Source organism: Methylobacterium sp. E-066 (assembly GCF_022829635.1).
GTDB lineage: Bacteria > Pseudomonadota > Alphaproteobacteria > Rhizobiales > Beijerinckiaceae > Methylobacterium.
Genome location: NZ_JAKSYO010000102.1, coordinates 1 through 26,020 on the forward strand (window position 1 = coordinate 1; position 26,020 = coordinate 26,020).

29 protein-coding genes are annotated in these 26,020 nt (G+C 66.8%); 16 read left to right on the top strand and 13 right to left on the bottom strand.

What is annotated here, in order from left to right; all coding sequences use genetic code 11:
• Positions 1 to 191, bottom strand: a 191-nt coding sequence (locus tag MKL20_RS14535) for a malonate decarboxylase subunit alpha (protein ID WP_244037271.1), incomplete at its 3' end; no start/stop codon positions are given.
• Between the two features lie 225 nt (positions 192 to 416).
• On the opposite strand from MKL20_RS14535, the gene madL reads away from it, so the two are divergent.
• From madL to MKL20_RS14560, 5 genes are all read left to right on the top strand, one after another.
• On the top strand, positions 417 to 854 hold the full coding sequence (madL, locus tag MKL20_RS14540) for a malonate transporter subunit MadL (RefSeq protein WP_244037272.1): 438 nt from the start codon (positions 417 to 419) through the stop codon (positions 852 to 854).
• 23 nt (positions 855 to 877) lie between these two features.
• Entirely contained in the window at positions 878 to 1,642 is a 765-nt protein-coding gene (madM, locus tag MKL20_RS14545; protein ID WP_243962449.1) for a malonate transporter subunit MadM, read from the top strand.
• A gap of 84 nt (positions 1,643 to 1,726) precedes the next feature.
• A complete protein-coding gene (locus MKL20_RS14550) occupies positions 1,727 to 2,398 on the top strand; it encodes a GntR family transcriptional regulator (RefSeq protein WP_244037273.1) in 672 nt (223 codons plus the stop codon).
• A gap of 199 nt (positions 2,399 to 2,597) precedes the next feature.
• On the top strand, positions 2,598 to 4,229 hold the full coding sequence (locus MKL20_RS14555) for an RNA-directed DNA polymerase (protein WP_244037274.1): 1,632 nt from the start codon (positions 2,598 to 2,600) through the stop codon (positions 4,227 to 4,229).
• A complete protein-coding gene (locus MKL20_RS14560) occupies positions 4,219 to 4,971 on the top strand; it encodes a hypothetical protein (protein ID WP_244037275.1) in 753 nt (250 codons plus the stop codon). Before MKL20_RS14555 ends, MKL20_RS14560 begins: the two co-directional genes overlap by 11 nt.
• A 139-nt stretch (positions 4,972 to 5,110) precedes the next feature.
• On the opposite strand, the gene MKL20_RS14565 is transcribed toward MKL20_RS14560, so the two are convergent.
• Together MKL20_RS14565 and MKL20_RS14570 are read right to left on the bottom strand one after the other, a co-directional pair.
• A complete protein-coding gene (locus tag MKL20_RS14565) occupies positions 5,111 to 5,506 on the bottom strand; it encodes a cell division protein ZapA (RefSeq protein WP_244037276.1) in 396 nt (131 codons plus the stop codon).
• Positions 5,507 to 5,544: 38 nt separating this feature from the next.
• Positions 5,545 to 5,835: a DUF4164 family protein gene (locus MKL20_RS14570; protein ID WP_092039553.1), complete on the bottom strand. Its 291-nt coding sequence runs from the start codon at positions 5,833 to 5,835 to the stop codon at positions 5,545 to 5,547.
• A gap of 485 nt (positions 5,836 to 6,320) precedes the next feature.
• Here MKL20_RS14570 and gap point away from each other — a divergent pair, with 485 nt between their 5' ends.
• The 7 genes from gap (at position 6,321) to MKL20_RS14605 (ending at position 12,356) form a co-directional block, all read left to right on the top strand.
• Positions 6,321 to 7,325: a type I glyceraldehyde-3-phosphate dehydrogenase gene (gene gap / locus MKL20_RS14575; RefSeq protein WP_244037277.1), complete on the top strand. Its 1,005-nt coding sequence runs from the start codon at positions 6,321 to 6,323 to the stop codon at positions 7,323 to 7,325.
• A gap of 87 nt (positions 7,326 to 7,412) precedes the next feature.
• Positions 7,413 to 7,871 (top strand): hypothetical protein, encoded by a 459-nt coding sequence (locus MKL20_RS14580; RefSeq protein ID WP_244037278.1) that lies wholly within the window; start codon positions 7,413 to 7,415, stop codon positions 7,869 to 7,871.
• 15 nt (positions 7,872 to 7,886) lie between these two features.
• Entirely contained in the window at positions 7,887 to 9,089 is a 1,203-nt protein-coding gene (locus MKL20_RS14585; RefSeq protein ID WP_244037279.1) for a phosphoglycerate kinase, read from the top strand.
• Positions 9,090 to 9,204: 115 nt separating this feature from the next.
• The gene (locus MKL20_RS14590; protein ID WP_244037280.1) at positions 9,205 to 9,450 is read left to right on the top strand and encodes a hypothetical protein; all 246 of its coding nucleotides are present in this window, start codon (positions 9,205 to 9,207) and stop codon (positions 9,448 to 9,450) included.
• Between the two features lie 151 nt (positions 9,451 to 9,601).
• Positions 9,602 to 10,672 carry a class II fructose-bisphosphate aldolase gene (gene fba / locus MKL20_RS14595; RefSeq protein WP_243962419.1) on the top strand — a complete coding sequence of 357 codons (1,071 nt, stop codon included), beginning with the start codon at positions 9,602 to 9,604 and terminating at the stop codon, positions 10,670 to 10,672.
• Positions 10,673 to 10,692: 20 nt separating this feature from the next.
• Positions 10,693 to 11,337, top strand: a complete 645-nt coding sequence (locus tag MKL20_RS14600) for a thiamine phosphate synthase (RefSeq protein ID WP_244037281.1) — start codon at positions 10,693 to 10,695, stop codon at positions 11,335 to 11,337.
• Entirely contained in the window at positions 11,334 to 12,356 is a 1,023-nt protein-coding gene (locus tag MKL20_RS14605) for a tetratricopeptide repeat protein (protein ID WP_243962417.1), read from the top strand. The genes MKL20_RS14600 and MKL20_RS14605 overlap by 4 nt, the downstream gene beginning before the upstream one ends.
• Positions 12,357 to 12,599: 243 nt before the next feature.
• On the opposite strand, the gene MKL20_RS14610 is transcribed toward MKL20_RS14605, so the two are convergent.
• From MKL20_RS14610 to MKL20_RS32990, 8 genes are all read right to left on the bottom strand, one after another.
• A complete protein-coding gene (locus MKL20_RS14610) occupies positions 12,600 to 13,040 on the bottom strand; it encodes a cupin domain-containing protein (RefSeq protein WP_244037282.1) in 441 nt (146 codons plus the stop codon).
• Positions 13,037 to 13,447: a carboxymuconolactone decarboxylase family protein gene (locus tag MKL20_RS14615; protein WP_244037283.1), complete on the bottom strand. Its 411-nt coding sequence runs from the start codon at positions 13,445 to 13,447 to the stop codon at positions 13,037 to 13,039. The genes MKL20_RS14610 and MKL20_RS14615 overlap by 4 nt, the downstream gene beginning before the upstream one ends.
• A gap of 16 nt (positions 13,448 to 13,463) precedes the next feature.
• Complete coding sequence (locus tag MKL20_RS14620) at positions 13,464 to 13,889, bottom strand: DUF779 domain-containing protein (protein WP_244037284.1); 426 nt, start codon at positions 13,887 to 13,889, stop codon at positions 13,464 to 13,466.
• Positions 13,890 to 14,225: 336 nt separating this feature from the next.
• Positions 14,226 to 15,749 carry an aldehyde dehydrogenase gene (gene adh, locus MKL20_RS14625; protein WP_244037285.1) on the bottom strand — a complete coding sequence of 508 codons (1,524 nt, stop codon included), beginning with the start codon at positions 15,747 to 15,749 and terminating at the stop codon, positions 14,226 to 14,228.
• A gap of 347 nt (positions 15,750 to 16,096) precedes the next feature.
• Complete coding sequence (locus MKL20_RS14630; RefSeq protein WP_244037286.1) at positions 16,097 to 16,444, bottom strand: DUF3325 domain-containing protein; 348 nt, start codon at positions 16,442 to 16,444, stop codon at positions 16,097 to 16,099.
• The gene (locus tag MKL20_RS14635; RefSeq protein WP_279594768.1) at positions 16,441 to 17,931 is read right to left on the bottom strand and encodes a PepSY-associated TM helix domain-containing protein; all 1,491 of its coding nucleotides are present in this window, start codon (positions 17,929 to 17,931) and stop codon (positions 16,441 to 16,443) included. The genes MKL20_RS14630 and MKL20_RS14635 overlap by 4 nt, the downstream gene beginning before the upstream one ends.
• 29 nt (positions 17,932 to 17,960) lie before the next feature.
• Complete coding sequence (locus MKL20_RS14640; RefSeq protein ID WP_244037288.1) at positions 17,961 to 18,272, bottom strand: iron transporter; 312 nt, start codon at positions 18,270 to 18,272, stop codon at positions 17,961 to 17,963.
• Positions 18,273 to 19,033: 761 nt separating this feature from the next.
• Positions 19,034 to 19,840 (bottom strand): cold-shock protein, encoded by an 807-nt coding sequence (locus tag MKL20_RS32990; RefSeq protein WP_279594763.1) that lies wholly within the window; start codon positions 19,838 to 19,840, stop codon positions 19,034 to 19,036.
• 312 nt (positions 19,841 to 20,152) lie between these two features.
• Between MKL20_RS32990 and MKL20_RS14655 the strand changes: the two genes are divergently transcribed.
• From MKL20_RS14655 to MKL20_RS14670, 4 genes are all read left to right on the top strand, one after another.
• Positions 20,153 to 20,626, top strand: a complete 474-nt coding sequence (locus tag MKL20_RS14655; protein ID WP_243962409.1) for a response regulator — start codon at positions 20,153 to 20,155, stop codon at positions 20,624 to 20,626.
• Between the two features lie 124 nt (positions 20,627 to 20,750).
• A complete protein-coding gene (locus tag MKL20_RS14660; RefSeq protein ID WP_243962408.1) occupies positions 20,751 to 21,833 on the top strand; it encodes a Ppx/GppA phosphatase family protein in 1,083 nt (360 codons plus the stop codon).
• A complete protein-coding gene (locus MKL20_RS14665) occupies positions 21,830 to 22,555 on the top strand; it encodes an RlmE family RNA methyltransferase (protein WP_244037289.1) in 726 nt (241 codons plus the stop codon). The genes MKL20_RS14660 and MKL20_RS14665 overlap by 4 nt, the downstream gene beginning before the upstream one ends.
• 17 nt (positions 22,556 to 22,572) lie before the next feature.
• Positions 22,573 to 23,328 (top strand): hypothetical protein, encoded by a 756-nt coding sequence (locus MKL20_RS14670; protein WP_244037290.1) that lies wholly within the window; start codon positions 22,573 to 22,575, stop codon positions 23,326 to 23,328.
• 204 nt (positions 23,329 to 23,532) lie between these two features.
• On the opposite strand, the gene MKL20_RS14675 is transcribed toward MKL20_RS14670, so the two are convergent.
• On the bottom strand, positions 23,533 to 24,693 hold the full coding sequence (locus MKL20_RS14675; RefSeq protein ID WP_244037291.1) for a DUF4167 domain-containing protein: 1,161 nt from the start codon (positions 24,691 to 24,693) through the stop codon (positions 23,533 to 23,535).
• Between the two features lie 420 nt (positions 24,694 to 25,113).
• On the bottom strand, positions 25,114 to 26,016 hold the full coding sequence (gene prmC / locus MKL20_RS14680; protein WP_244037292.1) for a peptide chain release factor N(5)-glutamine methyltransferase: 903 nt from the start codon (positions 26,014 to 26,016) through the stop codon (positions 25,114 to 25,116).
• Positions 26,017 to 26,020: the final 4 nt, after the last annotated feature.

The following is a 26,020-nucleotide window of genomic DNA, read 5'->3' on the forward strand; positions in this document are numbered from 1 at the left end:
GCGAGCCCCCGCGCCAGGCAATCCGCCTGTTTCTGGTTGTCGCCCTCCAGGCAGACCCGGTCACCGGGGCGGAGCACCGCCTCCAGCAGCTCGATGACGGACCCGGCCGGGACGACCTTGCCGTCGGCATGGGCGCGCCCCGCCTGGATGCGCGCATCGCGGGCCTGCCTCTCGCCGCGCCACTCTGTCATCCGGCTGTCTCCCTCGGTATGTGAGAGGCAGGATATGCCCGCCACCTTGCATTTTCAAAGCCGGTCTTATCACGGTTTCGTATACGGGATTGCTGAAGTGTCAATATCCTGCATACTGGTCAGCAATCAACACAGAACTGATTCGGGAAGGAAACACCCCATGCCGAGCGCGTCGAGACTGGCGTCGCCTTGCGCCGAGACTGGTCCTGCCGGAGGGCGAGGCCGATGATCGTCCTGGGCGTCGCCCTCCTGGCCACGTGCACGCTGCTCGGCGTGTATCTCGGCGATCTCCTCGGCGTCGCGTTGGGGGTGAAGGCCAATGTCGGCGGCGTCGGCATCGCCATGATCCTGCTGATCCTCGCCCGGCTCTGGCTGTCCCGCCGGGGCGGCCTGACCAAGGGCATCCAGTTCGGCGTCGAGTTCTGGGCCGGCATGTACATCCCGATCGTGGTCGCCATGGCGGCCCAGCAGAACGTGGTTGCGGCGGTGAGCGGCGGCCCGATCGTGATCATCGCGGCCACCGGCTCCCTGGTCCTGTGCTTCGGCGCCGTGGCGCTGCTGAGCCGGATCGGCCGGCGCGACCCGGGCAGCCCGGACGTCGAGCATGGCGGATCGGTGATCGGCGGCGAGGCCGATCCGGTGCCCGCCGGGAAGCAGGGGTGAGCGCCATGGAACTCGGACCTTACATCTGGCACGGCATCGAGCACGTCTTCGTCGAGCAGAGCCTGGTGGCGGCCTTCGCTTTGGTCGGCGCCCTGATCCTGGTCTCCAACCTGGCAGCCAAACGCTTCACGAAGGGCCGCGTTCACGGCTCGGCCATCGCGATCGTGCTGGGGCTGGTGCTCGCCTATGTCGGCGGGCTCTACACCGGCGGGAAGAAGGGCATCGCCGACATCCCGGCGCTGGCCGGGATCGGCCTGATGGGCGGGGCGATGCTGCGCGACTTCGCGATCGTCGCCACCGCCTTCGAGGTCGACGTGACCGAGGCCCGCCGGGCCGGGCTGATCGGCGTGCTGGCGCTGGCGCTCGGCACCATCATCCCGTTCCTCGTCGGCACGCTCACGGCGGTCGCGTTCGGCTATCACGACGCGGTCTCGATCACGACCATCGGGGCGGGCGCGATAACCTACATCGTCGGCCCGGTGACCGGGGCGGCGATCGGGGCGGATTCCACCGTCATGGCGCTGTCCATCGCCACCGGGGTGACCAAGGCCGTGATGGTGATGGTCGGCACGCCGCTGGTCGCCAAGCTGATCGGCCTCGACAACCCGCGCTCGGCCATGGCCTATGGCGGGCTGATGGGCACGGTGAGCGGCGTCGCCGGCGGCCTTGCGGCCACCGACCCGAAGCTCGTGCCCTACGGGGCGCTCACCGCCACCTTCCACACCGGTATCGGCTGCCTGGTCGGTCCCTCGATCTTCTACTTGACGGTGCGGGCGCTGGTCGGTTGAGCGTTCCGAAGCGCTCGCCGCCGAAGTGGATACCGGTTCGGCGTCAGCGAGCGCGCCCGATCTGAAGGGGCGCGGGACCAGTTGATGCACGGCGACATCCAGACGATCGACAGTGGTCTGCTCTCGGACCGGATCCGCAACGCGCTGACCGACGCGATCACCTCGGGCGAACTCCCGGCCGGGACGGCCCTGGACGAGCAGAACCTCGCCCAGCGCTACGGCGCCTCGCGCACCCCGGTGCGGGAGGCCCTGCGCCAGCTCGCGGCCTCGGGGCTGGTCGAGATCCGGCCCCGCCGGGGCGTGGTGGTGGCCCGGCTGACGCCCGAGCGCATCGCCGACATGTTCGAGACCACCGCGGAGATCGAGGCGCTCTGCGCCCGGCTCGCGACCTACCGGATGACGCCGCTGGAGCGCGGCCGGCTGATGGACCTCCACGCGGATTCCGCCGCCGCCGTGGAGGCCGGGGATGTGGACGCCTACGACCGGCTCAACCGCGCCTTCCACGAGGCGCTCTACGCGGCGACCCATAACGGCTTCATGGCCGAGCAGGCCCTGGCGATCCGCGAGCGCCTGGCCGCCTTCCGCCGGACCCAGCTCCGCCACGCCGACCGGATCCGCCGGTCTTGGGACGAGCACGGCGAGATTCTGTCGGCCATCGCCGAGGGCGACGGTGAGCTGGCCGCCCGGCGGATGCGGGCGCATATGCTGCGAGCCGCGGCGGCGTTGGGGCGGTTTATTGCGGATACGGTTGGTTGAGGGGAAAGTGGGACGTCAGTGTCCGGTTCTATCCCGATCTGTCCGCCTCAACTGCTGCTATCCGCTGACTGCCGTTTCATTCCAGCGACGCCTTCGCCGCTAACAGGCAATCACTCACGCGCAAACATTAAGAGTGGCTTCGGATATCGCCTGCAGTACAACAGCGCCGGCCAGATTTTGAGTGAGGCGCACGATAGGCATGATTGAAATAAATCAAAATCATTTCTTCCGTGCGGCTGTAGAGATTGGCCAAAGCGGGGAAAACGACACGCTTCCTTACGATATAGATGCAGCGTTTATCAAAGAAAAAGCTGAAGATCTATCAAGTATTTGTGTCAATTTATTTAAGGCAATAGAAAGCGGCGCTGTTGGAAAGCCAACTGTGTTCATGAACGGACTGACTGTCCCGTCAGAGCGACTATTAGTTCCTTCAGGATCGCATGGTTTTCGCATCACCGCAAAAATACATCCATTTTGGAATCTTTATTTAAATGGTCTCGGATTGGCAATCGCAGAGGCTAATGAACGCAATCGAAGCTCGCGCGTACATTCTTACCGACTTGGCGGCGAAGGAGTAGATTTTTTTGATCGCAAAAAATCTTGGCGGACATATAAAGAGGCAACAATAAATGAGAGTATACTGACGGACACCGATGCCATCGTTATTCAAACCGATATCGCGAGTTTCTATGAGCATATCTATCACCACAGGCTTGAAAATGTTATCAGAGATTTGGATTTAGAAAACTCAACAATTGCAATGCAAATCGACCGCATTTTAAGTAAGTTGGCGGCCGGTCGTTCATTTGGCCTACCAGTCGGCGGTCAATGCGCTCGTGTGCTTGCGGAAGTCATGATGACTCCGATAGATCGATCTCTTTCCGATGCCGGCATCATATGGCATCGATATGTAGATGATTTTACTTTAATTTGTAGCTCTCAACAGGATGGCTACAAGGCGTTATCCGTACTGTCGCACGCTCTTGCAGACTATGGATTGTCGTTAAATCGAAGCAAAACAAGTTTTTTAAGTGCTAAGCATTATAAAGATTTCGTTTCGGCTCAGTTAGGCAATGGGGACGACGCAAGCTCTGCTCTTCGTGAATTGGACCTACATTTCGATCCGTACTCTGACAATGCTAGAGCCGAATACACCAAGCTAAAAATGTCATTTAGTTCAATAGATATTTCCTTTTTGTTGGATCTAGAGATTGAGAAATCTCACCCCGATGCTTTTGTTGTAGCGCAAATCGGCCGAGCGCTTAAGTTTCAAGAACCCAAGATAGCAGAGCAACTTTGCGTCACCCTCTTAGATCCAAATAATTTGGATGCGTTCAGAGCATCTTGGTCAAAAATTATGCGTGGAGTTTATGCCGTCCGCTCCAGCTCTGAATTCGAGTCTATTTTTTCAATACTAGATGTGCTGCTTGATGCAATACCAGATCGTGCGGCTCATCTCTTGGTCCCAGAAGCTAATATCCTACACTATTTACGCGCCATTCGGTTTGCGCGGACCGAAATGCGAGGAGCCTTCGTTAGGCAGGCCTATGATCGGACATCATCGCCAGCTGTAAAACGGGCATGCATTGATTGCTGGAGATATTGGAAAGACCGAGCAAGTTTCAATCGATTGCGTAATAAATGGTCCAATTTGGCGCCAGACGAACAGCGAATGTTGTGGCTTGCCGCCGAAGCATTTGGAGACGAAGGCTCGAAGATGAGAGGCCAGTTGCGTGGTTCACTGATCGAATCCTGGCGTCTTGGCATTGAGAAAGACAAAAATCTCAGCTTCGCCTCCTGCTATGAGGACTGGGTTCACAATGCCATTTAGTCGACTTCCAAGGAGAGATCCGCGAACAGTAGCACGAGATATTCCGGGTGTTCTCGATGTTCTATTTCCGAGATTGACTGGTGGTTTGGTCAGATCGCTTAACAAGGAATCTTTTTCGTTTTCTGATATTGAAGCCGTTTCGGATGAACTGATCGGCAAAAGTCGACTTCAGAAAGCCATGCTGTTTGAATTGTCTATGGCTCGCGCCGAAAGTTTATTGCGCGGAGAGGCTCCGAGCGACTGGGACGAATGCCTTCGGATAGCCTCATCGCGTCAGAAGCAGCATTACGATGCTAAAATACCCGATAAATTGAGTCGATATGATATCGAAGTAGCGGACCATGCCGCATCTAACCTAATCGTCATGCTAAAAAGCATACAAATGCAGTGTCCCAATCTACCCTTGGAGCACGGTCCTCTCATTCCAGGTCTTGGATGGATAGCGTCGGGCCGGGGTGACTTCGCAATTGGCTCTATGCTTATTGAAGTCAAACATACAGAAGAGAATTTCAGGTCCGGCGATTTCCGTCAAGTATTAATGTATTGGCTTCTAAAATATGCCAAATCCGTCGAAGACAATGATTCTATTTGGTCGGAAATATTGCTTCTCAATCCGCGTCGAAATTCAGCACTCAGAATTAAATATGAATATTTAATTCGATCTGCTTCGGCAGGATTAAATCGAATTGAGTTGGTCGAACTCTTGCGATCTGCAGCGGTGCAGGAGGTCGCTCGCAGGTGATGCTAGAAAAATTACGAGCAATATTATCGAATATGACTAATATTTTGAAATCGTATTGTTATCGAACGCCTCCAATAGCATCTTTCATGTTGGTAACTATTGATACCGCCAATTGTCCGACGTCCACTGCCAATCCTCCTCACACCACCTCCTGAGCCACCCCACCCTTCCCCACTCCGCTCCCACCCAGCGAATCCGCCAGCTTGCCAATCCGCTCGGCCGCTCGCCCAATCCCATCAGCAGCGCGGGAGGCGTCCTCGGCGCGGCTGCGCTCGGCGGCCTCGGCGGTCTTGCGCAGCTCGGCCGTCTCGGCCTCCAGGGCGGCGAAGCGGGTGCGCAGCTCGGCCAGCTCGTCGGCGATGGTCAGGGCGGCCATCACCTGCAGGCGCATGTCGCCGATCTCGCCAAAGCTCTGGCGCATCTCGCCGATGCGCGTCCCAAAGCTCTCGGCGAGCCCGGTGAGATGGGCCTCCTCGCCGGCGCCGCAGGCCATGCGGTAGAGCTTTCCGTCGATGGTCACGTTGATCTGGGGCAAGGATCGCTCCGAGGGACGGCTTTGCGTGAGGGAGGCGGTCAGGCGCGGCCGAGGACGCCCTGCACCGTCTCGATCGCGCGGTCGAGCCTCTGGCCGACCGCGCCGGTCGTGGCCTCGACATCGGCGAGATGGGCGCTCGCCGCGTCGAGGGCGGCGGCGAGGCGCGCCCGGTCCTCGTCCATCAGCGCCAGCTCGGCATCCCGGTCGTCCGGCTCGGCCTCGGCCTCCAGGCGGCGGGCCACGACCGCGTCCAGGCGGGCCAGCGCGGCGTCGAGCCGGGCGAAGGCGTCGTCGATCGGGCGCGTCGTCTCTGTGCTGTCGTCGGCCATGGGGCTCCGCTCGCCGCACGCATCGTCCCGAAACGGGGTGGCCGGCGTCCGGGCGACGTCGATGCTTCAGGGCTGCAAGTTTCGGCCGGATGGGCCGGGAATGCCAGTCCGAAATGTCGGTGCGCGCGCAATCCCCCGCGGCTCAGCAATCGCCAACGCCCGCATCTATTTATTGGATGTGGGATACCGCCATGTTTGTCACGCGCGTGCGTTTGACAGGTGGAGACGCCATGTTAGACAGCCGCGCGCTCTCGAAAGGGTCCGCAAAAGACATGCCGGATGGCCGGTCCGTGACAGTCCCGAGGCCCCAGCCGCCACCGTCGGACCCGACGCGTGAGGGCAGCGGAGCCCGGCCTCTCCCGGCCCGGTTCATCGCAGGTTCAAACCCGCCCGCCCAGATCCGCCCGGTCGGCCTGGAGGCGGGCCAGCCGAGACCGTTCTGCGGGTCCGGCGCGCGGTGAGCCGCATCAGGAAGGAGTGACGCCGTGACGAAGGTTGCCATCAACGGGTTCGGACGCATCGGCCGCAACGTCCTGCGCGCGATCGCGGAAGCCGGCCGGACCGACATCGAGGTCGTGGCGATCAACGATCTCGGCCCGGTGGAGACCAACGCCCACCTGCTCCGCTTCGATTCCGTGCACGGCCGGTTCCCCGGCGAGGTCGCGGTGGATGGCGAGTTCCTGGCGGTCAACGGCCGGCGCATCAAGGTCACGGCCGTGCGCAACCCGGCCGAGCTGCCGCACCGCGATCTCGGCGTCGACATCGCGCTGGAATGCACCGGCATCTTCACGTCGAAGGACAAGGCCAAGGCCCATCTCGACGCCGGCGCCAAGCGCGTCCTGGTCTCGGCCCCGGCCGACGGCGCCGACCTGACCGTGGTCTACGGCGTCAACCACGACAAGCTCACCGCCGAGCATCTCGTCGTCTCGAACGCCTCCTGCACCACCAACTGCCTGGCGCCTGTCGCCCAGGTGCTGGACGCGGCCGTGGGCATCGAGCGCGGCTTCATGACCACGATCCACTCCTACACCAACGACCAGCCGTCGCTGGACCAGATGCACAAGGATCTCTACCGGGGCCGCGCCGCCGCGCTCTCGATGATCCCGACCTCGACCGGCGCCGCCAAGGCCGTCGGCCTGGTGCTGCCGGAGCTGAAGGGCAAGCTCGACGGCACCGCGATCCGCGTGCCGACCCCGAACGTCTCGGCGGTGGATCTGGTGTTCACGGCCAAGCGCGCCACCTCGGTCCAGGAGATCAACGACGCGATCAAGGCCGCCGCCGCGGGCCCGCTCAAGGGCGTGCTCGGCGTGACCGACCGGCCGAACGTCTCGATCGACTTCAACCACGACCCGCACTCGTCCACCTTCCACCTCGACCAGACCAAGGTCATGGACGGCACCTTCGTGCGCATCCTGTCCTGGTACGACAACGAGTGGGGCTTCTCGAACCGCATGGCCGACACCGCCGTGGCGATGGCCAAGCTCATCTAAAGAACCTGCCGCCCGCCGGCCCTGAGAGGGTCGGCGGGCGTTTCTTCGACCGAACGGCTCAACCTCGAACCAGGGGATCATCCCGGGATGACCGACGCTTCGCAGGGCACGTCGAGCGGACAGGGCGCCATTGTGACGCCCACGCCGAAACCCGTAGCGCCCCCGCCGGCCGCGGCTCCGGTCGCCACGACGCCGTCGCAGGGGCTGCCGGCCAGCCACCTCATCGACCAGCTCGCGCGCATCGAGGACAAGTGCTCGCGGATCGAGGACAAGTACGCCCGCTCCGAAGCTTTGCTGTCGCGGGTCGAGGACAAGGTCGAGATCGCCTCCAACCGGATGAACGAATCCGCCCGGCAATCCGACCTGGCCGCCCTGCGCACCGAGATGCGCGGGCTCGCCGACCGCACCCGGCGGCTGCCCGGAACCGGCGCCCTGGTGCTCACCGCCGTGATCACTGCAATCCTCACCGTCGTGCTGATGGTCGCGGTGCAGCGCCTGAACCTCGATCGCCTGATCCCGGCGCCGCCCGCCACCACCGCCCAGTAATCGCAACAGGACCGCATGAGCGCCTTCCGCACCCTCGACGACGCCGGCGCCCTGACGGGCAAGCGCGTGCTGATGCGCGTCGATCTCAACGTGCCGATGGAGAACGGCCGCGTCACCGACGCGACCCGCATCGCCCGCGTCGTCCCGACGATCCGGGAGGTCGCCGACAAGGGCGCCAAGGTGATCCTGCTGGCCCATTTCGGCCGCCCCAAGGGCAAGCGCGAGCCGAAGGATTCGTTGGAGCCGGTGGTGCCGGCGCTGAGCCAGGCGTTGGGCCGCTCCGTCGCCTTCGCGGCCGACTGCATCGGCGACGACGCGGCCGGGGCCGTGGCGGCCCTGAAGGACGGCGACGTCCTGCTCCTCGAAAACACCCGCTACCACGCTGGCGAAGAGAAGAACGATCCGGCCTTCGCCGACGCGCTCGCGGCCAACGGCGACATCTACGTCAACGAGGCGTTTTCCGCGGCCCACCGCGCCCATGCCTCTACTGAGGGCCTGGCCCACCGCCTGCCGGCCTATGCGGGCCGGGAGATGCAGGCCGAGCTGGAGGCCCTGACCAAGGGCTTGGAGGCGCCGGAGCGCCCGGTGATCGCGCTGGTCGGCGGCGCCAAGGTCTCGTCCAAGATCGACCTCTTGGAAAATCTCGTCGCCAAGGTCGATGCGCTGGTGATCGGCGGCGGCATGGCCAACACCTTCCTGCACGCGCAGGGCAAAGCGGTGGGCAAGTCCCTGTGCGAGAAGGATCTCGCCGAGACCGCCATCCGCATCCTGGCGGCGGCGGACAAAGCCGGCTGCCGGATCATCCTGCCGGTGGACGCGGTGGCGGCGACCGAATTCAAGGCCCAGGCTCCGCACGAGACCGTGCCGGTGGACTCGGTCCCAGAGGGCAGCATGATCCTCGATGCCGGGCCGCGCTCGGTCACCGAGATCAACGCCGCCATCGACGGCGCCAAGACCCTGGTCTGGAACGGCCCGCTCGGCGCCTTCGAGCTCGCCCCGTTCGACGCCGCCACGGTGGCTGCCGCGAAGCACGCGGCCGCGCGCACCAAGGCCGGCCAGCTCGTCTCGGTGGCCGGCGGCGGCGATACGGTGGCGGCCCTCAACCATGCGGGCGTGGCTGGCGACTTCACCTACGTCTCCACCGCGGGCGGCGCCTTCCTCGAGTGGCTCGAGGGCAAGGCCCTGCCGGGCGTCGAGGCGCTGCGGGCCAAGGGCTGACCAGCGCGCCGAAAACCGCACGGCGTAGCCTCGCGTGCGCTCCTCCCACGGCGGCGCGCACCTATCTATACTCCCGGCGTCGGACGGCGGGGGCCCTGAGTCGATGAGTGACAATGTGGAGAACGCGACGATCGAGATCCTGAAGGGCATTCAGGGCAGCATCGCGCAGTTGCGGGCGGACACGACGGCGTTTCGTGCCGAGACGCTCGCGCGCTTCGACAAGCTTGAGGCGAGCCTGCGGAAGGACCGGCGCAACGCCGCCGGCATGCTGGTGATGATGCGCGCGACCGCGGGCGACTTCGATGCCCGCGTCAGCGAGGTCGAAGAGCGTGTCACGGTCCTTGAGAACAGGGCGCGCTGAGCGTCCTTCACCGAACGGATAAGCCGGTCGGCGTTTGACACGATGTACAGGTAAGAACCTCGGCCGACTTGCCTGTGCAAGTCCACTGAGGTTTCCGGCGCCGGCGGCGATCGGGCGGACCACCAGACGGCAAGCGGGAAGACAGACCACCATGGCACGGATCACCCTGAGGCAGCTCCTCGACCACGCGGCCGAGTACGAGTACGGCGTACCGGCCTTCAACCTGAACAATATGGAACAGGGCCTGGCGATCATGGCGGCAGCCGATGCCACCGACTCGCCGGTGATCCTGCAGGCGAGCCGCGGCGCCCGCGCCTACGCCAACGACGTGGTGCTGGCCAAGCTGATCGACGGCCTGGTCGAGATCTACCCGCACATCCCGGTCTGCATGCATCTCGACCACGGGAACAACGAGGCGACCTGCGCCACCGCGATCCAGTACGGTTTCACCTCGGTGATGATGGACGGCTCGTTGAAGGCCGACGGCAAGACCCCGGCCGACTACAACTACAACGTCGAGATCACCCGCAACGTCACCAAGATGGCCCATTGGGCCGGCGTTTCGGTGGAGGGCGAGCTCGGGGTGCTCGGTTCGCTGGAGAGCGGCCAGGGCGAGGCCGAGGACGGCCACGGCGCCGAGGGCACGCTGAGCCACGACCAGCTGCTCACCGACCCGGACGAGGCGGTGAAGTTCGTCGAGGCCACCAAGGTCGACGCCCTCGCGGTCGCCATGGGCACCAGCCACGGCGCCTACAAGTTCACCCGCCAACCTGACGGCGACGTGCTCGCGATGAACGTGATCGAGGAGATCCACCGCCGCCTGCCCACCACCCACCTGGTGATGCACGGTTCGTCGTCGGTGCCGCAGGACCTTCAGGACATCATCAACCAGTATGGCGGCCAGATGAAGCCGACCTGGGGCGTGCCGGTCGAGGAGATCCAGCGCGGCATCAAGCACGGCGTGCGCAAGATCAACATCGACACCGACAACCGCATGGCGATGACCGGCCAGATCCGGAAGGTGCTCACCGAGAACCCGTCCGAGTTCGATCCGCGTAAGTACCTGAAGCCCGCCATGGATGCGATGACGAAGCTGTGCAAGCAGCGCTTCGAGGAGTTCGGCACCGCCGGCAAAGGCTCGAAGATCCGGCCGATCTCCGTCTCCGAGATGGCGAAGCGCTACGCCAGCGGCTCGCTCGATCCGAAGATCGGCGCGCGCTGACACGCCGGGCAGCCGAACCGATGAGCAGCAAGCAGCGCCTCGCCCTCCTGGGGCCCCACGGCCTGGACGCCGACGGCATCGACGCCTTCGCGGCCGCGCTCGGCGCGGCCTGCAAGGTGGGCGATGTCGCGGCCGTGATCCTGCGGCTTGCCGCCACCGACGAGCGCGGGCTCACCGCCCGCGTGAAGCAGGTCGCGCCGATCACGCAAAAGACCGGCGCGGCCCTGGTGGTGGCTTGCCCGGGCTTCACCGGCGACCTCGTCTCGGTGGCGACCCGGGGCGGCGCCGACGGCGTCCATGTCGACAAGCCGCGCGATCTGAAGGACCTGCGCGACCGCCTCCGGGACGGCCGCATCCTCGGGGCTGGCGGCCTGGAGACCAAGCACGGCGCCATGGAGGCGGGCGAGGCCGGCATCGACTACCTGATGTTCGGCGGCCTCTACCCGGACGGCGTCGCCCCCGAGGCCGAGACCGTGCTGGCGCGGGCCGAATGGTGGGTCGAGATCTTCGAGACGCCTTGCGTCGCGGTCGCGGCGGCGGCGGACGAGATCGGCCCGTTGGTCGCGACGGGCGCCGAGTTCATCGGCCTCGAAAGCGCGCTCTGGCTGACCGACGCGGACGCCGTCGCGCGGGCGCAAGCGCTGCTCGAAGGGCAGGCCGCGTGAATCTCCGCGCCTTGAGGCTCGCGGTGCTCCTGGCGGCGGCGTGGCCGCTGCCGACGCTCGCTGCGTCCGGGCCCCTCGACCCGGCGAAGACCGCTGCCCCCTCCGACAAGAAGACGACGCCGGAGCTTCCGAGCCCGTACACGCCGAACTATTCCCGAGGTGCCGTGCCGCCCAATAACGGCCAGCCGGCGGATCTCGCCTACGGCGCCTACCAGCGCGGCCAGTACGTCACGGCCTTCCGGGAGGCGACCAAGCGGATCGAGGCGAATCCGAAGGATGCGGCGGCGATGACGCTGCTGGGCGAGCTGTACAACCAGGGTCTCGGCATCAAGCAGAACCCGGTGAAGGCGGCCGAATGGTACCGGCTCGCGGCCGCCCAGAACGACGCCGCCGCGATGTCTTCGCTCGGGCTGATGGCGCTCGACGGCCGCGGCATGCCGAAGGACCCGAAGGCCGGCCGGCGCTGGCTGGAGCAGGCCACCGCCAACGGCTCGGCTACGGCGGCCTACAATCTCGGCCTGATCCTGATCGGCACCGGTGCCACCGCCGACGAGGCGGCGGCCGCCGCGCAGTTCCGCAAGGCCGCGGATGCCGAGATCGGGCCGGCTCAGCACGATCTGGGCGTTCTTTACCTCCAGGGCCGCGGCGTGCCGAAAGATGCCAGCCAGGCGGCCCAGTGGTTCCGGCGCGGCGCCGATAACGGCGATCTCGCCAGCGAGGTCGAGTACGCGATCCTGCTGTTCAACGGCAACGGCGTGACCAAGGACGAGCGCTCGGCCGCTCGCTACTTCCTGCACGCGGCCTCCCGCGGCAATGCCATCGCGCAGAACCGGGTCGCGCGGCTCTACGCGGTCGGGCGCGGCGTCGCCAAGAACCCGATCGAGGCCGCGGCCTGGAACCTCGCTGCCGCTGCGCAAGGCCTGTCCGATGCCTGGCTCGACCAGACCCTGTCCGGCCTCTCCGGCGACGAGCGCACCCGCGCCGAGCGGCTGGCCAACGAGCGCAGCGAGCAGCGGTAGCGCTGAGGCCGGACGAGCTGGTCCGAACTGGCGGGATCTCTCCCACCCACACCCTCATCCTGAGGTGCCCGGCGATCGAAGAGCGGGGCCTCGAAGGAGGCCTCCAGATGCCTCAGCGATCCCTGGAGGCCTCCTTCGAGGCCTCCGCTTCGCTTCGGCACCTCAGGATGAGGTGTTCGGTTTGGAAGACCGTTCGTCCGGCAGGCGGTCGGCCTCAGTCAGCCTAACGACTGGACCTGAAGCTTACCGCTCCGCCTTCGACCAATCGACCCCGGCCTCGAGCTCCGGCAACAACACCACGCTCTCCTGCTCGTTGGGATCGGTCCGGGCGATCACCGCTGTGACCGGCTCGGTCTGGCTGCGGTTGTAGGGCAGGTGCGGCACGTCGGCGGCGATGTAGACGAACTCGCCGGCCCCGGCGATCACGTGGTGCTCCAGGCGCTCGCCCCAGAAGCAGCCCGAGACCCCGGACAGGACGTGGATCGCGGTCTCGTGCGATTCGTGCTTGTGGGCGTGGGCGCGCTCGCCCGGCGGGATCTCCAGGAGCTGCATGTGCAGGGCCTTGGCGCCCACCGCCTCGGCCGAGATGGCCGGGCGATAGATGTGGCCCTGCTTGCCCCGGAACGGCGCGCTCTCGCGTAGCACCATCAGGCCCGGTTTCCCGGTGTCGGATCCGTCGCTCATGATTCGCCCACCTTGAACGCGGAATCCACGGGGATCTGCATGCCGTTGACCAGGGCGTTGGTCTGGTTGGCCATGCCGACCACCGCCAGGAACTCGCCGTGCTGCTCCGGGGTCAGGCCCTTCGCGCCTGCGGCGGCGGTGTGCGAGTGGATGCAATAGGGGCAGCCATTGGCGATCGAGACCGCGATATAGACCAGTTCCTTGGTGAGCGGATCGAGGCTGCCAGGCCCCATCACCACCTTGAGGCTGGCCCAGGTCCGCTCCAGCAGGCCCGGGTCGTTGGCGAGGCCGCGCCAGAAATTGTTGATGAAATCCGAGCCCCGGGTCGCCCGGATATCGGCGAACACCGCCCGCACCCGCGGGTCGGCCTCCGCCTCGGCATCGCTCCAGAGCTTCACGGTCGCCATCGGTCCCCTCCCCGCCTCAGAGCTTGCACGCGCCCTCGAGCGCCCGGTTCTCGGCCTCGGTGAACAGGCGCGAGCGGATATGGAAGCGCTTCTCGCGGCCGTTTTCCAGCGAGAACATGCCGCCGCGCCCGGGCACCACGTCGAGGATCAGGTGGGTGTGCTTCCAGACCCCGAACTGTGATCGGCTGATGAAGAAGTCGGCGCCGCCGACGGTGCCGAGGTGGACGTCGCCGTCGCTCACCAGGAAGTCGCCGACCGGGTAGCACATCGGCGAGGACCCGTCGCAGCAGCCCCCGGACTGATGGAACATCACCGGCCCATATTCGCCTCGCAACTCGTCGATCAGCGCGAGCGCCATCGGGGTGGCGGTGACCCGCAGCGGCGTGCCGTCGGCCCCGGTCTGCTCCGCGGTGGTGGCTTCTTGCGTGAAAACCGCACTCATGCTGCCCTCCCCTGCTGATCGTTGGATATGCGTGCTGAGATTCGAATTTCTACAGCGCGCAAGATTTGAACTGCTGCCAAATCGGACCATCCCACCCCCGCCCTCATCCTGAGGTGCCGAAGCGTAGCGGAGGCCTCGAAGGAGCCCTCCAGGGATCGCGCGGCTGGCTGGAGGGCTCCTTCGAGGCCCGCTAGCGCGGGCACCTCAGGATGAGGGGATAGGGTTGGATAACCCTGCGGCCCGGGATGACGGCGCGAAACGCATCGGCCCCCAAAGAAAAAACCCCGGCCGTGAGGCCGGGGTGAAATCGGCTCGGGGGATGACCCGGACCAGAGCTCAGAAGAAGCCGAGCTTCTTGGCCGAGTAGCTGACCAGCATGTTCTTGGTCTGCTGGTAGTGATCGAGCATCATCTTATGGGTCTCACGGCCGATGCCGGACTGCTTGTAGCCGCCGAAGGCCGCGTGGGCCGGGTAGGCGTGGTAGCAGTTGGTCCAGACGCGGCCGGCCTGGATCGCCCGGCCGAAGCGGTAGGCGCGGGTGCCGTCGCGGGTCCAGATTCCGGCGCCGAGGCCGTAGAGCGTGTCGTTGGCGATCGCGAGCGCGTCCGCATCGTCCTTGAAGGTCGTGACCGACAGGACCGGCCCGAAGATTTCTTCCTGGAAGATCCGCATCTTGTTGTGGCCGCGGAACACCGTCGGCTGCACGTAGAAGCCCTCGGCCAACTCGCCGTCCTTGACGTTGCGCTCGCCGCCGGTGAGCAGCTGCGCGCCTTCCTGGCGGCCGATATCGATGTAGCTGAGGATTTTTTCCATCTGCTCGCCGGAGGCCTGGGCGCCGATCATCGTGGCGGGGTCGAGGGGCGAGCCCTGGGTGATCGCTTCGACCCGCTTGATCGCCCGCTCCATGAAGCGGTCGTAGATCGACTCGTGCACCAGCGCGCGGCTCGGGCAGGTGCAGACCTCGCCCTGGTTGAGGGCGAACATCGTGAAGCCTTCGAGGGCCTTGTCGAAGAAGTCGTCGTCCTCGTTGGCCACGTCGGCGAAGAAGATGTTCGGCGACTTGCCGCCCAGCTCCAGGGTCACCGGGATCAGGTTCTGCGAGGCGTATTGCATGATCAGGCGGCCGGTGGTCGTCTCACCGGTGAACGCGATCTTGGCGATGCGCGGCGAGGAGGCCAGCGGCTTGCCAGCCTCGAGGCCGAAGCCGTTGACGATGTTGATCACGCCGGGTGGCAGCAGGTCGGCCAGCAGCTCCATCACCACCAGGATCGAGGCGGGGGTCTGCTCGGCGGGCTTCAGCACCACGCAATTGCCCGCCGCGATCGCCGGGGCGAGCTTCCAGACCGCCATCAGGATCGGGAAGTTCCACGGGATGATCTGGCCGACGACGCCGAGCGGCTCGTGGAAGTGATAGGCCACCGTGTCGTGGTCGATCTCCGAGATCGAGCCTTCCTGGGCGCGGACGCAGCCGGCGAAGTAGCGGAAATGGTCGATCGCCAGGGGGATGTCGGCGTTGGTGGTCTCGCGGATCGGCTTGCCGTTGTCCCAGGTCTCGGCGAGCGCGATCAGGTCGAGGTTCTCCTCCATCCGGTCGGCGAGCTTGTTGAGGATGCGGGCGCGCTCGGCCGGGGCGGTGCGGCCCCAGGAGTCCTTGGCCGCGTGGGCGGCGTCCAGCGCCTTGTCGACGTCGGAGGCGTCGGAGCGGGCGACCTCGCAGATCACCTTGCCGGTGATCGGGGACGTGTTCTCGAAATAGCGGCCGGCGGTGGGGGCGACCCACTGGCCGCCGATGAAGTTGTCGTAGCGGGCCGAGAACGGCGACTTGGTCCGGGCGTCGCCCAGAAATTCCGGCTTGTTCATGGCTCTGTTCCCTCCATAGGCCCCGGCCTCGCGAACCGTGGCTCTTGGGCTGAAGCTGGTACGCGGACTGCCGGTTTTCTCGGCTGTGTCCGGTTCGGCTCGGATGGCAGCCAATGACTTTTGGCATGCCGAATCAAGGTGGACTTTTGGCCAGTGCGCGAGCGGGCTGATCCTACGCCCTCCCGATCAGGATCGCGAGAGGACAATTTTCGGTTCGTCCGAACCCACCTGTTGCTGGCGCGGAAACGACGGAAATGCCAAGGGCGATCGACGATTGTTCGACCAACACTTTGACATTTGTCTAATGATAGATTTCTGACCTTGACGGTAAGCGCGGCGACCGGGTCTCAGGCCCCGAGGGCGAAGGGCAGGGCGAGCATCGCCAGCGGCAGCGCCGCCACCGCCGCGGCCCGCAGCCAGGTCGGCCGGTAGGACATCACCGCCACCACCAGGAGCGCCGCCCCGGTGAGGCCGCCGATCCACTGGACCGGCCCAAAATTCCAACCGCTGCAGGCGACTGAGGCGGCGAACGCGACCGCGAGCCCCGACCAGCCGGCGGCGCGCAGGCTCCGGGTCCGATTGCGGGGCGCAGGCACGCGGAACACGGCGCGGTGGTGCCGGTCGAGGCTGAGCGCCAAGGCGGCGAAGCTCGAGAAGCTGAGGCAGAGGCTCAGGACCAGCGCCGAGGCGGTCACGCTTCCACCGCTCGCGACAGGTTCGGCCGGGCCGCCCGGAACCCGCTCGGCCGCCTGGCCGCGAGGCGGGCGCCGAGACCGAGGAGGATGGCGACCGCGAGCATCGCCGCGTCGAAGCCGAGGTACCGCGCCTGGCCCACGGCGAGGGCATCGACCACCGGGATCGCCAGGAAGCCGAAAGACGCGATTCCGAGCGCCACCGGCCAGGCCTTGGCCTTCGGGTAGAAGGCCGCCGCCAGGGCTGACAGGATCCAGGCCGCGAAGAAGCCGCGCACCTCCCAATCTGCCCGCCCGGCAAATTCGAGCGGCAGCAGGCGGTTGGCCAGGAAATAGGCGGCCAGCCCGGTGGGCAGCCCGGCGATGGTGCCGAGGTTCAGCACGCGGACGAAGCGTAGGCCGAACCCGGCCGGATCCGCGCCCTTCGGCGCCCGCGCGACGGTCCAGAGCACAAGGCCGGAGGCGATGGTCGCGGCGCCCATGAGCCCGCAAAGGAAGAATACGATCCGCAGGGGCGCGGCGGCGAAATGCGCCTCGTGCAGGCCGATCATCACGGCGCCGGTGCGGGTCGCCGCGCCGACATCGCCGGTGCGGGACAGTTCGGCGCCGGTATCGCCCGCGTAGACGATCTGCGGATGCAGATGCGCGAGGCCGGGGGGCTCCTCGAAGAACGCCGTGACGCTCGACGCCGCATCGCCCGGCATCGTCACCAACATGGCCTCGGGCGCCTCGCCATGGGACGCGGTGGCTCGGGCAACAATCTCGCCCAACGGCATCAGGGTGCCGGGCTGGCCCGCGGGCTTGCGCGTCGCCGCCATGATCCCGGCTTCGTCGTAATAGGCCAGGATATCGTGCTGATAGGCGGCCTTCACGCCCCAGGGCATCAGCATCGGCCCCAGCTCGATCAGTCCGGTATAGACGATCATCAGGTGGAACGGCAGCGCCAGCACGCCGACGACGTTATGGGCATCGAGCCAGCCGCGCTGCGCCGACCTGTCCCGGCGGAAGGTGAAGAAGTCGGCGAAGATGCGCCGGTGGGTGACGATGCCGCTAATCAGGGAGATCAGCAGGATCATGGCGCAGATGCCGACGATCCAGCGGCCCCAGACCGGCGGCAGGCTCAGCTCGAAATGGAAGCGGTAGAGGAAATCGCCGCCCTTGGTGTCGCGCGCCTGCGACGCCTCACCGGTAGCGGGATCGAGGAGCGCATGGTGATACGGCCCGTCCGGGTTGTTCCACCAATAGACCTCGACCGCGGGGTTCTCCGCCGTCGGAGGCCGGATGGACCAGCCGAAGGCATCCGGCATCTGCCGTCCCAGATAGGCGGCGGCGCGGTTGGTCGCGGCGACCGGATCGACTGCCGGCGCGCTCAGTTCGGGCCGCATCCAGTGCGAGATCTCGGTGCGATAGTAGCTCGCCGTCCCAGTCACGAAGATCGCGAACAGCACCCAGCCGACCACGAGGCCCGACCAGGTGTGCAGCCACGCCATCGACTGCCGGACGTTTTTTGTCGGCGCGCTCACGGGACCACCGCCGGGGAAAACGCACCGGCGAGCCACAGGCCCGCCGCCAGCAGCGCCGCAATCAGCCCGAGGACAAGAGCCGCGCGCCCCAGAGTCCGGGCGGAAAAGACCCAGACCACCGCCCCGGCCATGATCGCGAAGCTCGCCAGGGTCCCGGCGGAGACCGCCTCGGAGCGCGGCATCGGCAGGGCGAGCGCCAGGAGCATCGCCGACAAAGCCGCAACGCCATAGCCGCCGAACGCTGCCAGCACGACGCGTCCGGCCACGGCCAGACGGTAGGTGAATCCCGGCAGGGGGCGGACGCTCATCGCGTTGTCTCCCGGTTTTGTGATCTCATGAGGCGGCCTAGCAGCGGCCGACCGGGACTCGCAACGGCTATGTTCCGGAACGATTCCAGTGTGCCGAGAGCCGCTTAAGAGACGGACGGACCGAGCGACACATATTGCTGCGCGCTTCTCCAACTCTCCACCTCATCCTGAGGCGGCGACCCGGAGCGGCGCCCTCGAAGGAGGGCTCCAGAGATCGCGGAGCTGTCTGGAGGGCTCCTTCGAGGCCCATCGATCTCCGATCGCTAGGCACCTCAGGATGAGGTCATGGGTGGGATGAGGCTCGTCCTTGGCGCAGTCGATTCTGCTTCCGGGCGTCGTCGTGCTGCCGTGCCCTACACTGTCCGGTGCGAGCGGGCCGATCCGCCGCCGAAGCTCCGAGGGTTAGCGCCCAGCCGCAGGAGAGCCTCGGCTTGACCGCTGCAATCCGACGGCGGCGTCGCGCGCGCTCGGGGGCAGATCGGGGCCGGGGCCGGGTCGACCGGGTCCGGCGCCCAGGTCTGTGGCGGGGATCCCGACCGACCGGTCACGCTCTTTGCCCAAAGCATAACCGGCGTTGACGCCAGCGTAGAAGCCGCTGAAATCCTCGGCTCGCACCGGGGCGCTCGCGAGGGCGAGCAGGATGATCGGTCTCAGCAGGCGGCGCATGGGGGTCCCGAAACGCGAAAGGCGGCGACCCCGCGTGGGATCACCGCCTTCCAGCATTCTCACGGATCGCGGCAGCAAGACGGCCGCGGGACCGATCAATCTTCGACGTTGATGCTCGAAGCCTCGCGGCCCTTCTGGCCCTCGACGACGCCGAGGGTGACCTGCTGGCCTTCGGCCAGCGATTCCAGACCGGCACGGGACAGAGCCGAGCGGTGGACGAACACGTCCTTGCCGCCGTCATTGACCGAGACGAAGCCGAAGCCCTTGGCCGGGTCGTACCACTTCACGGTGCCGCTCATCTCGACCGAGGGGCCGGACGACGCAGCCCGGCCACCACCGCCGAAGCCGCCACCGGCACCGCCGCCGTAGCCACCACCACCGCCGGCGCCATAGCTACCGCCGCCGCCACCGCCGAAACGGTCACCGCCGAAGCCGCCGGTGCGCGGGCGCAGCTCACGCCGGGGCGCGGGCGCCTCGGCCGTGGACGTATCGACGCTGGTGACGCTCGTGACCTGCGGGCCCTTCTGACCCTGCGCCGTGGTAACCGTCAGCCGGGTACCCGGCTGCAGGTCAGCGTGGCCGGCAGCCTCGACGGCGCGGATGTGGAGGAAGGCATCGCCCGAGCCGTCGCCGAGTTCGACGAAGCCGAAGCCCTTCTCCTTGTTGAACCACTTGACCGTCGCATCGCGCTCCGGCCCGGTTGCCACCGGCGCAGCGCCCGGACCGCCGCGGGGCGGGCCGCGATCGAAACCGCCACCCCCGAAACCGCCGCCGCCGCCACCGCCACCGAAACCACCACCGCCGTATCCGCCGCTGGGGGGAGCCTGATCAGGCCATCTCGGCTCGCCAGCCTCGTCGAAGCCGCGCTTCTGCGGCCCCCTGAAATCACGACCACGTCCCATCGAAAGCTCGCAAAAACCGTCCGCCGCCCTGGTCTCGAATACCGCGTGCGCGCCATCCCAGACAGCCCACGCCCCGCACTATCATTACCCCCGGTCGCGGTAACCAAGAATAACGCCCCAGTCCTGACGCAATCGGGCCTTGACCGCAAGGACCTTCTTGGCCAAGACGCGCCGGTTTCGTTACTTTCTTGCGGCAAACAACGCAGATCACGGTGCTGGTGATCAGGGCGTTCGCCTTGTGGGCAAGGGCGTTAGCGAAACGCAAAGGCTGTTCGGCTAGACTCGCGTCGCGCCCCGCAACGGCACCCGGCCATGATCGCGACCCCGACTTTCCCCGATCTTTCGGCCCTCGTGGTCGACGAGAGCCTCTATATCCGGCGAATCGTGCGCGACATGCTCATGCGCGTCGGCATCAAGCGCGTGCTGGAAGCACCGGACGGTGCCGAGGCCCTGGGGGTACTAGCCGAGAGCAAGCCGGATATCAGTATTATCGACTGGGATCTGTCGATCCTGTCGGGAGAAGAGTTCATCCGGCTCGCCCGCACGCCGTCGACCTCGCCCTGCCCGACCATCCCGATCATCCTGATGCTCGCCCAGCCGCGCCGGAACGTGGTCGACCGGGCGGTGGCGCTCGGCGTCAACGAGATCATCGCCAAGCCGTTCTCGCCCAAGACTCTGTGGTCGCGCCTCGACGAGGTGATCAACCGGCCCCGCCCCTATTCGCAGGTGAAGAGCCTGCTGCGGCCGATCCCGCGCCGGGCGAGCGCCATGAAGGCCGTCGCTTGAAGGCCTCCGCCTGAGTACGGTCTCGATCCGACGTTGCAGTTCCCGACCGACCCTGTAGGGTCTCTCGTCAAGAATGGCCGAGCGCAACGCTCCCGGCCGACCCGAAGGACCGACGGCCGCGCCGATGAGGGACGAGACCGCTGCGGCCGCGCCGTCCCGCATTTCGCCCGGCGCTGCGCCGCTCCAGCCGACGGCCCCGCTGCCGGGCCGTGACCGTCGTCGCGTCGCCTATGCGGCGCTGGACCTCGGGACCAACAATTGCCGCCTGCTGATCGCCGAGCCGACCTTCAGCGGCTTCCGGGTGATCGACGCCTTCTCCCGTATCGTCCGCCTGGGCGAGGGACTCGGCACCTCCGACCGTCTCAACGACGCCGCGATCGAGCGGACCGTCGAGGCCCTGCGCATCTGCCGGACCAAGATGCAGGCCCGGGGGGTCCGCCGGGCCAAGGTGATCGCCACGGAGGCCTGCCGCCTCGCGGTCAACGGCGCCGCCTTCGTCGAGCGCGTCCGGCGCGGCGTCGGCCTCGACCTGGAGATCGTCGACCGACAGACCGAGGCGTATCTCGCGGTGACCGGCTGCGCGGCGCTGGCCGACCCGGACGCCGAATCCGTGGTGATCTTCGACATCGGCGGCGGTTCCACCGAGATCGCCTGGCTCGACGGCGAAGCCGCCAACCCGTCCACGGACCCGACCCTGCGAATCCGCGCCTGGGATTCCCTGCCGGTGGGCGTCGTGACCCTGGCCGAGCGTCACGGCGGCGCCGAGGTCACCCGGCGGATGTTCGAGGGCATGGTCGAGGAGGTGGCGGAAAAACTGTCCGCCTTCGCGATCCGTGCGGCGGCCGCCGCCACCGCCCCGCATTTCCACCTGCTCGGCACCTCCGGCACGGTGACGACGATCGCCGCCATGCATCTGCGCTTGGCGCGCTATGAGCGGCGGCGGGTCGACGGCCTGTGGATGAGCGACCACGAGGTCTCGACCGCCATCGACGATCTGCTCGACACCCGGCTGGAGCAGCGGGCCGACAATCCCTGCATCGGACGCGACCGGGCGGATCTGGTACTGGCGGGCTGTGCGATCCTGGAGGCGATCCGGCGGGCGTTCCCGTCCGAGCGCCTGCGCATCGCCGACAGGGGCCTGCGCGAAGGGTTGTTGATGAACATGATGCGAGAAGACGGCGTCTGGAACCGGAAAGCGGTTCGATGAGCGACCGGCGCGGCGGCGCAGGCTCCACCGGGGGCGTGCGCGGCGACCTGAAGCAGCGGGTGAAGACAGGCCGCGGCCGGACGCTGTCGCAGAAGCGCTGGCTGGAGCGGCAGCTCAACGATCCCTACGTCGCCCGGGCCAAGCGCGAGGGCTATCGTTCACGCGCAGCCTACAAGCTTATCGAGATCGATGAGCGCTACAAGCTGCTCAAGCCCGGCCAACGGGTGGTCGATCTCGGGGCGGCGCCCGGCGGCTGGTCGCAGGTCGCGGCGCGGATCGTCGGGGCCACGGGGCGCGTCGTCGGCATCGACCTCCTGGAGATCGAGCCGATGCCGGGGGTCGAGTTCATTACCCTCGACTTCTTGGATCCCGAGGCGCCGGCCCAGCTCACCGCGCTGCTCGGCGGGCCGGCCGACATCGTCCTGTCCGACATGGCCGCCAACGCCACCGGCCACAAGAAGACCGACCATTTGCGGATCATCGGGCTCGCCGAGACCGCGGCCGAGTTCGCCCGCGAGATCTTAGGACCGGGCGGCGCCTATCTGGCCAAGGTGCTGCAGGGCGGCACCGAGAACGCTCTGCTGGCCGATCTGAAGCGTGACTTCACGGCGGTGCGCCACGTGAAGCCGGCGGCAAGCCGGTCCGATTCGAGCGAGCTCTACGTGCTGGCCACCGGCTATCGCAGCGCGTCGGCCCGAGCCGCGGCCGCGGACGAGGCCTAAGCCTAAGGTCTCCCCCAATGCTGGTGGAGTGGGTGCTGTCGCTGGTCAATCCCGCGCCGTTGCGCCTGCGCCGGCTCGGCTATGTCCGCCAGAGCGGCCTGCTCCACGCCCGGTCGCGCCGCTGCCGGGCGGCCTGGGCGCCGCACCTCACCCGGGCGCGCGGCGTGATCATCGGCGCCGCCGAGGCGACGGTGCGGCGGAGTTCGGCTGTGGTCCTCGGCTCCGGGCTCCTCGACGACGTGCCGCTCGATGCGCTCGCAGATCTGTTCAATCGGGTGATCCTGGTCGACGCCGTCCATCCGTGGCCGGCGCGGCTCGCCGCACGGCGACACCGCAACGTCGCCCTCGTGACTGCCGAGATCAGCGCCGGGCTGACCGATCCCGGCCTCTCGGAGATCTGCACGGCTGCCGACCTGATCGTGTCGGCCAACCTCCTGTCGCAACTTCCGATCGTGCCGATCGAGGCTTACGAGGCGCGGGGTCGCGAGGCGCCGCCTGAGCTCGGCACGCAGCTCATCGAGACTCATCTGGCGGCCCTGGACCGGCTCGCGGCCGGGACCGGGCGGGTTTGCCTGATTACCGATACGGTTCAGCGCGAGGAAGACCAAACCGGGAGGGTGACGAACAGCCTCGACCTGATGTTCGGCGTGACCTTGCCCCAGCCGGCCGAGGCCTGGGATTGGGAGATCGCGCCCTTCGGCGAGATCGGCCGGCGCCACAGGCTGATCCACCGGGTCCACGCCTATCCGGACTGGCGGGCCGCCCGGGCCTGATGTCATTTTTTCGGGTTGCGGGCCCGCACCGTCATTGCGAGCGTAGCGAAGCAACCCAGTCAGGCGCTACGTCTTGAGATCGCGCGCTGCCCTGGGTGCTTCGCTGCGCTCGCAATGACGGCGAGCGGTGCGTTCAACCCCAAGAAAAAGCCGCCCCGGATTTCCGGGACGGCTTTTGTCGTTTCACGATACCGGAGAACCGCCTTACTCGGTCGGTGCGTCCTCGGTCGGTGCGCGGGCCTCGCCCTCCTCCGGGGCGATCCCTTCGAAGCGCGGCCGGCGACGGCGGCGCGGCTTCACGGGCGCGTCCTCGGCGGCAGCCTCGGGCGCCGGTGCGGATGGCTGCTCGACCGGGGTTGTCGCCGCCACAGGGCGGGGCGGCGTCATCAGGAAGGCCGGCAGGCTCGCCGGATCCTCGGCGGTGACCGGGGCTGCGACCGGTTCCCGGCGGCGCTCGCGACGGGGCGCGGGCTCGGCCTGCCGCGGCGTCTCGGTGCGGGTGACAGCCTCGCCCCGCGGCTCGCTGCGACGCGGCTGACGCTCGTCGGAGCGGCTGTCCTGCCGGGTATCTTGGCGTGGTTCTTGGCGCGCGTCCGGCCGGTTTTCCGGCTGCCGCCCCTCAGGCCGCGATGTCTCGGAGCGCCCGGACTCGTAGCGGTTCTGATCGCCACGGGTATCCTGACGGTTCTCCTGGCGATCCTGCCGGTAATCCTGGCGGTTGTAATCCTGACGACCGTCCTGCCGGTTCTCTTGGCGATTCTCTTGGCGGTTGTCCTGCCGATTTTCCTGGCGATCCTGCCGGTAGTCGGGACGCTGGTAGTCCTGACGCGGGGCATCCTGGCGCTGGTAATCCTGCCGGGGCTGGTCCTGGCGCCGGTAATCCTGCCGGCCGTTATTGTCGAAGCGGCGCTGGTCCCGGTTCTGGTTCTGGAACCTGTCGCGGCCCTGCTGCTGACGGCCGTCCTGCTGGTTCAGGTCCTGGCGCATCTCGTAGGGCTGGGGCTGCTGGCCGGGATCGCCGTCGTCGTAGCCGTTATAGGCGTGGCCGTTCTGGCCCGAGCCGTTGCCCTGACCCTCGTCGTCCCCCTCGTCCATGTCGTCCTCGTAGGAACGACTGGCATAGCCGCCGGTATTGGCCGGGCGGGTCTGCTCTTGGGCGCCGGAGACGATCCGGAAGTAGTGTTCGCCGTGCTGAAAATAGTTTTCCGCTGCAACGGGGTCGCCGGCCGCCTGCGCGTCGCGGGCGAGTTGGGCATACTTGTCGGCGATATGCTGCGCGGTGCCACGGATTTTGACGTCGGGGCCGTTGGATTCGTACGAGCGCGTCAGCGGGTTCGGACCTTTCGGCCGGTTACGGCCGCGCATCCGTCGATTCTGATTTGGTCTCATTGGTCTTCAGTGACCCTCGTTCACGCAAACGACAGTTCTTCGGGGCGTCCGGCGTCGATCATCAGACGCGCTCCGGCCAAATGCACCCGGTGAAGCCGCGCGTTCGACCGCTCCGCGGTCCGCGCGTCTGCCTGACCATCCCTCGCACCGCGCGTCCGGGCCAGACGCCAGAAACCAGTCGATTGTCAGGTTCGAGTGCTGTCGAACCGCCACGCATTCACACGCGCGTTCCAGTTCAACGGTACGGGGGATCAGCGAACCAACCGGCGACCAGAGATCATCGCCGACCTTATAGGAGTCCGTCTTAACGAACCGTTCGCGATCTTCAAGCGGACTCTAGCGTTCCCAACGAGATGCAACAAGCATTTTCTCGACGCATCGATCGTCGGTCCCAAGTTAGGCATCCGTGTGGCCGGAAGAAAGGTCGGGCGAAAGACTGAATCCGAGCACCCGGTCGTGTCCGGCGAGGTCCCGGGTGAGACCGCGATCCGCGAAGCCGGCGGCGCGCGCGAGGTTGCGGACGGGCTCCGCCTGATCGTAGCCGATCTCGAACAGGAGCGTCCCGCCCGGCGTGAGCAGCGCATTCGTGCGTACGCCTTCCAGGATCCGCCGGTAGGCAGCGAGCCCGTCCGGGCCGCCTGCGAGGGCCGCGCGCGGGTCATGCGCACGCACATCCCGGTCGAGGTGCTGGATCAGTCCATCCGCGATGTAGGGCGGGTTCGAGACCACGAGGTCGAAGCCGCCCCGGACGGCATCGCACCAATCCCCCGCCACGAGGGCGGCCCGGTTACCGATCCCGTTCACATCCGCATTGTGGCGGGCCATGCGCAGGGCGCCCAGTGAGCGGTCGAGCCCGATCCCGAAGGCGTGCGGAAGCTCGCTCAGAAGCGCCACCAGGATGCAGCCGGAGCCGGTGCCGAGGTCGAGGCAGCGCAGGGGTGCCCCCCGGTCCGACACGGCGGCCAGCGCCGCTTCCACCAAAATTTCCGTGTCGGGGCGCGGGACCAGCGTCTCCGGCGCCAGCCGGAACGGCAGACCCCAAAACTCCCAGGCGCCGAGGATGCGGGCCACCGGCTCACCCGACAGCCGCCGCGCCAGGGCGGCGTCGAGATTTTTCGCCTCGTCCGCGCCGAGCAGTCTTTCGCCGTCGAGCACAAGGTCTCGGGTCTCTAGGCCGAATAGGCCCAGCATCAGGAAGCGCGCGTCGCCCGCGGCTTCAGCGATGCCGCCCGCGCCCAGCAGGGCGGTGCTCCGGCGCAGGGCCTCCCGGCGCGACAGGCCCTGGCTGGTTTCCGCCATCACG

Bases quoted from the DNA above. Each gene is read 5' to 3' on its own strand.
- madL (WP_244037272.1), top strand. From the start codon at position 417: ATGATCGTCCTGGGCGTCGCCCTCCTGGCCACGTGCACGCTGCTCGGC.
- MKL20_RS14550 (WP_244037273.1), top strand. From the start codon at position 1,727: ATGCACGGCGACATCCAGACGATCGACAGTGGTCTGCTCTCGGACCGG.
- MKL20_RS14555 (WP_244037274.1), top strand. From the start codon at position 2,598: ATGATTGAAATAAATCAAAATCATTTCTTCCGTGCGGCTGTAGAGATT.
- MKL20_RS14560 (WP_244037275.1), top strand. From the start codon at position 4,219: ATGCCATTTAGTCGACTTCCAAGGAGAGATCCGCGAACAGTAGCACGA.
- MKL20_RS14570 (WP_092039553.1), bottom strand. From the start codon at position 5,835: ATGGCCGACGACAGCACAGAGACGACGCGCCCGATCGACGACGCCTTC.
- MKL20_RS14580 (WP_244037278.1), top strand. From the start codon at position 7,413: ATGACCGACGCTTCGCAGGGCACGTCGAGCGGACAGGGCGCCATTGTG.
- MKL20_RS14585 (WP_244037279.1), top strand. From the start codon at position 7,887: ATGAGCGCCTTCCGCACCCTCGACGACGCCGGCGCCCTGACGGGCAAG.
- fba (WP_243962419.1), top strand. From the start codon at position 9,602: ATGGCACGGATCACCCTGAGGCAGCTCCTCGACCACGCGGCCGAGTAC.
- MKL20_RS14600 (WP_244037281.1), top strand. From the start codon at position 10,693: ATGAGCAGCAAGCAGCGCCTCGCCCTCCTGGGGCCCCACGGCCTGGAC.
- MKL20_RS14610 (WP_244037282.1), bottom strand. From the start codon at position 13,040: ATGAGCGACGGATCCGACACCGGGAAACCGGGCCTGATGGTGCTACGC.
- MKL20_RS14615 (WP_244037283.1), bottom strand. From the start codon at position 13,447: ATGGCGACCGTGAAGCTCTGGAGCGATGCCGAGGCGGAGGCCGACCCG.
- MKL20_RS14620 (WP_244037284.1), bottom strand. From the start codon at position 13,889: ATGAGTGCGGTTTTCACGCAAGAAGCCACCACCGCGGAGCAGACCGGG.
- adh (WP_244037285.1), bottom strand. From the start codon at position 15,749: ATGAACAAGCCGGAATTTCTGGGCGACGCCCGGACCAAGTCGCCGTTC.
- MKL20_RS14635 (WP_279594768.1), bottom strand. From the start codon at position 17,931: ATGGCGTGGCTGCACACCTGGTCGGGCCTCGTGGTCGGCTGGGTGCTG.
- MKL20_RS14640 (WP_244037288.1), bottom strand. From the start codon at position 18,272: ATGAGCGTCCGCCCCCTGCCGGGATTCACCTACCGTCTGGCCGTGGCC.
- MKL20_RS32990 (WP_279594763.1), bottom strand. From the start codon at position 19,840: ATGGGACGTGGTCGTGATTTCAGGGGGCCGCAGAAGCGCGGCTTCGAC.
- MKL20_RS14655 (WP_243962409.1), top strand. From the start codon at position 20,153: ATGATCGCGACCCCGACTTTCCCCGATCTTTCGGCCCTCGTGGTCGAC.
- MKL20_RS14660 (WP_243962408.1), top strand. From the start codon at position 20,751: ATGAGGGACGAGACCGCTGCGGCCGCGCCGTCCCGCATTTCGCCCGGC.
- MKL20_RS14665 (WP_244037289.1), top strand. From the start codon at position 21,830: ATGAGCGACCGGCGCGGCGGCGCAGGCTCCACCGGGGGCGTGCGCGGC.
- MKL20_RS14670 (WP_244037290.1), top strand. From the start codon at position 22,573: ATGCTGGTGGAGTGGGTGCTGTCGCTGGTCAATCCCGCGCCGTTGCGC.
- MKL20_RS14675 (WP_244037291.1), bottom strand. From the start codon at position 24,693: ATGCGCGGCCGTAACCGGCCGAAAGGTCCGAACCCGCTGACGCGCTCG.
- prmC (WP_244037292.1), bottom strand. From the start codon at position 26,016: ATGGCGGAAACCAGCCAGGGCCTGTCGCGCCGGGAGGCCCTGCGCCGG.